Annotated in this window: 4 protein-coding genes; 1 reads left to right on the top strand and 3 read right to left on the bottom strand. The window is 71.5% G+C overall.

From position 1 onward, the window contains the following. A partial coding sequence (locus AB0C29_RS23155; RefSeq protein WP_360823521.1) for a hypothetical protein occupies positions 1-188 on the bottom strand: 188 nt, incomplete at its 3' end. 279 nt (positions 189-467) lie between these two features. Then, positions 468-1,079 (bottom strand): hypothetical protein, encoded by a 612-nt coding sequence (locus AB0C29_RS23150; protein WP_360823519.1) that lies wholly within the window; start codon positions 1,077-1,079, stop codon positions 468-470. Between the two features lie 103 nt (positions 1,080-1,182). Here AB0C29_RS23150 and AB0C29_RS23145 point away from each other — a divergent pair, with 103 nt between their 5' ends. Next, positions 1,183-1,983, top strand: a complete 801-nt coding sequence (locus tag AB0C29_RS23145; protein ID WP_360823516.1) for a cyclase family protein — start codon at positions 1,183-1,185, stop codon at positions 1,981-1,983. Here AB0C29_RS23145 and AB0C29_RS23140 read toward each other — a convergent pair. Then, positions 1,956-4,064, bottom strand: coding sequence for a peptidase M6 immune inhibitor A (locus AB0C29_RS23140; protein WP_360823514.1), 2,109 nt, complete (start codon positions 4,062-4,064; stop codon positions 1,956-1,958). The two genes, AB0C29_RS23145 and AB0C29_RS23140, sit on opposite strands and share 28 nt — an antisense overlap. Positions 4,065-4,326: the final 262 nt, after the last annotated feature.

Genomic DNA, 4,326 nt, shown 5'->3' with positions numbered 1-4,326 from the left:
GCCGGACGCGGTGCCGCGAATTCCCGGCGGGCCGCGCATTCGATTCCGGCGAGCGCCACCCGCACATCCTCGCGGGTGACCAGCGCCCATCGGCCGCCCCGGCAGCGGAATTGCTGATAAAGCCCGCCGACGTCGATCCGCGGCCGGTCCTCGCGCATTTCCTCGACCGCCGCGATGATCGCCGGCATCCCCGGCCGGCCCCGCTCGGCGCCGCGCTGGCCTGGTGCTCTATTGATTGAAACCCGCGGCTCCGGTGCGGCCCCGGCGCCGGGCAGCCACTTGCCCGCGTTTCCGGCCCGCCGTTCCTGCCGGGGTACGGACCATTCCCGGCTCCGGTCGTTCCGCTGCTTCGCGCCCGTCGATTCCATGGCAACCCCCGGTCGTTGACGTTGCCATGATCGTAAGTTTGCGGATATCGCGGAGCCCGATAACCGAACAGTTCGCGTCGCCTGACCGAATGGCCGTCCTCAGCTGCAGATTATGAATTCGGCGGCGGGATCGTGCGGCAGTGCGGGCCATCCCGCGATGACAAATGCGGCCCGTTCCCAGGTGCGCTCGGCCTCGATGAAGGGGTCCTCCTCGGCCATCCACGCGGCGAAGTCGGCCGGGGTGGTCTCGCCCGCGGCGACGCGTTCGGCGTTGCGCCGGTCGACGTCGTGGTTCTCGGCGTCCACCCACACCACCGCGTCCAGCAGCGGGGTCAGCTCCCGGCGGCCCGCGCCGACGCCCTCGACGATCAGCAGCGTGCAGTCGGCCGGCACCTCGACGGCCCCCGGCCGGCCGCCCACGTCCCACTGCGGCGGCCGGTACGAGACTGCCTCACCCGCCCGTACGGGAGCCAGCACGCCCTCGGTCAGCAAGGTCGTCCAGTCCAGCACCGCATGCCGCCAGGCGATGTCGTCGGTGTGCACCACGGCGGCACCGTCCCACAGCTGCGCCAACCGCCCCGCGAAGGTCGACTTCCCGCTGGAACCCCGCCCGTCCACGGCGAGAACCGGCGGCCGCCCGTCCGGCTCACCCACTGCCCGGCGTACCCGTGTGCGTACCTCGTCCGCCGTCGCCACACGCCAACTTCTCATGGCTCCTTGATTGCCCAGCGCACCTGCGTTGACACCGACCGTGGCGCCGCGATAGCAAGAACCGCGTGTCTTGATCGGGCAGGATGACCGGGACGGGGTGCACATGCGACGACGGGCGATGATGGGTGCGGCGGGAGCCGGATTGGCGGGGGCGTTGATCGGCGGGCCGGCCGCGGCCGGGGGCCGGCGGGGGCTCGCCCTCGACCTGATCAGCCTCTCCCACGTCAACGATCCGGCGACCACCAATGTCTACCCCGGCGATCCGGCCTTCGAGCTGGAGACCATCGCCACCATCGAGCGGGACGGCTTCTACCTGCAGTTCGTCCGCGAGGGCGAGCACACCGGCACGCACTGGGGTGCGCCCGGGCACTTCAACGCGGGGGCAGCCCTGGCCGACGACCTCGAACCGGCCGACCTCTTCCGGCCCGCGGTCAAGATCGACGTACGGCGGCAGTGCGCCCGCGACGCCGACTTCGCTCTGTCGGTCAAGGACCTCAAGGCCTGGGAGCGGCGGCACGGCCGGATCCCGGAGGAGTCCATGGTGATCCTCTGGACCGGCTGGGAGTCGCGCTGGGGCACCGACGCGTTCTTCAACGTCGACGCCGACGGGGTCATGCACCAGCCCGGTTTCAGCCTCGAGGCGGTGCAGTGGCTGGTCGACACCGGCCGGCTGGGGCACCGGGGCGGCACCGGCACCGACACGTTCAGCCCCGACCTGGGCATCGACACCACGTACGCCGTGTCCCTGCTGGTCTACCAGCGGCACCGGATCAGCCTGGAGATCCTCGCCAACCTCGCCGCCCTGCCCGCCATCGGCGCGTACGTGCTGTGCGGCGGGCAGATCAACAAGGCCGGCTCGGGCTCGACGGCGCTGATCTACGGGGTGCTGCCACCGCCGGGCTGAACGACGCCGTTGGCGGTCAGGGTGTAGCGCGCGTACTGGTCGACCTGCTCGGTCGGCTCGTCGAAGGCCACGATCGCGACGACCTTGGGGTAGTCGCGCAGGGCGGCGTAGGCGGCCACGCTGACCTGCCGGGCCCGCCGGCGCTTCTCGTCCAGCCCGACCAGCTTCACGTGCCAGCCGTGCACGGTGGCCGGGACGATCTGGGTGGGTGAGCGCCAGCCGGTCAGCGTGCTGCCGTCGCTGACCGTCACCGCGCCCACGGTCACGTCGTCGATGAGCCAGCCGCCCTCGTTGACCGAGGCGTCGCTGACGTAGCGGAAGCCGAGCAGGACGCGCTTGCCGGCGTACGCCTTCAGGTCGTAGATCTGCGGCTCGAAGACGCCGGACTTCCCGCTGAGCGCCGGCCCGAACGGCGCGTCGACGGTGTGGTCCCCGGCGACGGCCCGGTACGTCTTCCCGCCGTCGGTGGACACGGTCACGTAGCCGTAGTCGTAGCCCAGTTCCGTGGTGTACCTGGCCTTCAGCCGCAGTGTCGGATCGGTGGCCGGCACCTGGACGGGGATGACCGCGGCGACGTCGAGGCTGCTGGCGTTGCCGGAGAACAGCGCGCCGTTCTGCACCGTCCACTGCAGCGACTTGGGCGGCAGTGTCTTCGCGCCCTTGAAGGTCACCGAGGTCAGGTCCGCCCCGCGCAGGAACTTGCCGGACGCGGCGCGCAGCCGTACGTAATCAGCGCCGTTCGGCGCGGCGCCCGGGTAGTCGAAGGACGCCGGGTTGGCCAGGTTGACGGTCGCGCGCACGCTCGGCGAGGTCACCTTGCTCTTCGGCGCACCGGCCATCACACCGTCGGCGGTGTCCCCGACGATCTTGTCGACCAGGTTCATCGTCTGGAAGTCGTGCAGCACCGCGGACAGCTTGACCCCGGGCCCCAGTGCCGCGGCCACCCCGGCCATACCCTGGTGCTCGCGGTCGCGGTGCAGCCGTTCCAGCACCGCCGGGCCGAAGCGGTCGCGCAGGTAGAGCATGAACTGGTACGCGATGCCGTAGTCGGCGAGCACCTCAGCGGGCGCGCCCTCGTTCCACCGGTTCAGCGAGTTCTGCGCCCCGCCGCAGTCGCGCGGATTGGTGTTGTAGCGGGTGCGCACCAGCCCGAAGCCCTGGAAGCACGACAGGTGGCTGTCGTAGCCCGGGTGGTACACGGTGGCGTTGCCGTCGACGTAGCCCACCAGCGTCTGCGCGTAGTCGGACAGGCCCTCGTTGACCCAGACGTCCTCGAACGGGTCCGCGTACGACTGCAACAGGTGCTGCCACTCGTGGGCGAACGTGCCCTCGTACGTCCGGGGCCGGGCGGGGCGACTGGTGCACAGGTCGCCGGTCGGCTCGTCGGGCGGGGTCGCGCCGGAGCGGTGCCGCCAGTCGTACGCGTCGATCGTCATGACGTTGCGGTCGACCAGCTCGTTGATCTGCGCGGAGAAGAACCCGGCGATGTAGGTCGGCACGTCCGGGAACTCGTAGTAGTTGTCGTCGCGTACGTTGTCGACCAGCGTGACGGTCTTGTCCCCGGCCCCGGTGTAGTCCTTGCCGGCCAGCATCGCCTTGGTGCCGTCCCGCTCGCGGGGGACGCTGAACGCCGCCGTCTCGCGCGGGTAGATCGTCTCCTCGAACTCCCGGACCAGGGCGTTGACCTGCCCATCGGTCACCTCGATGGAGGCGGCGGTGCGGCAGTCCCCGGCCGGGAAGGCGACGTCCTCGGCCACCCACACCTCGATGTGCGCCCCGACCGCCCGCAGGGTGTAGTCCTTGCGGTAGAGGCTGCCCTTGACGTCGTCCAGGGCCAGCCACTCGCGGACGGTGCCGACCGCCGGCGTGGGCCCGGCGGCCACCGGTGCCCGGCTCTCGGCGACCCGGCGGCGCATCGGCAGCCCGGAGACGTCGAGATGCTTACGGGTGAGCTCCCGGACGTCGGAGGCCGGCGGCAGCACCGGGGCGGCGGGTCCCGGCGGCGCGGCCGAGGCGGACGAGGCCATCGGCAGCAGCGGCAGGATCAGCAGGGCGACCGCGGCGAAACGGAGGCGGGCCATGGAACTCCCTTCGGCGCCGCGCCGGTGAGGCGCGCACAGAAGGCGACGCTACCTGGCGTACCGGGCGAAAAGGGGCAAGACGCGGGCTACTCGAAGAGGGAATGCCGCCGGCCGCCGTCCTCGCGGCGCCGCGCCCGCCGCCGCAGCTGGACGACCACCACGTCCACCACAGCGGCCAGGGCCCAGGCGGCGAGCAGCCAGCCCGGCACCGTCCAGCCCTGGCGCCACAGCACGATCGCCAGCTCCGTGCACACCACGAAGC

It is taken from the genome of Actinoplanes sp. NPDC048791, assembly GCF_040650095.1.
Taxonomy (GTDB): domain Bacteria; phylum Actinomycetota; class Actinomycetes; order Mycobacteriales; family Micromonosporaceae; genus Actinoplanes.
This window is presented reverse-complemented; position numbering and strand designations above follow the sequence as displayed.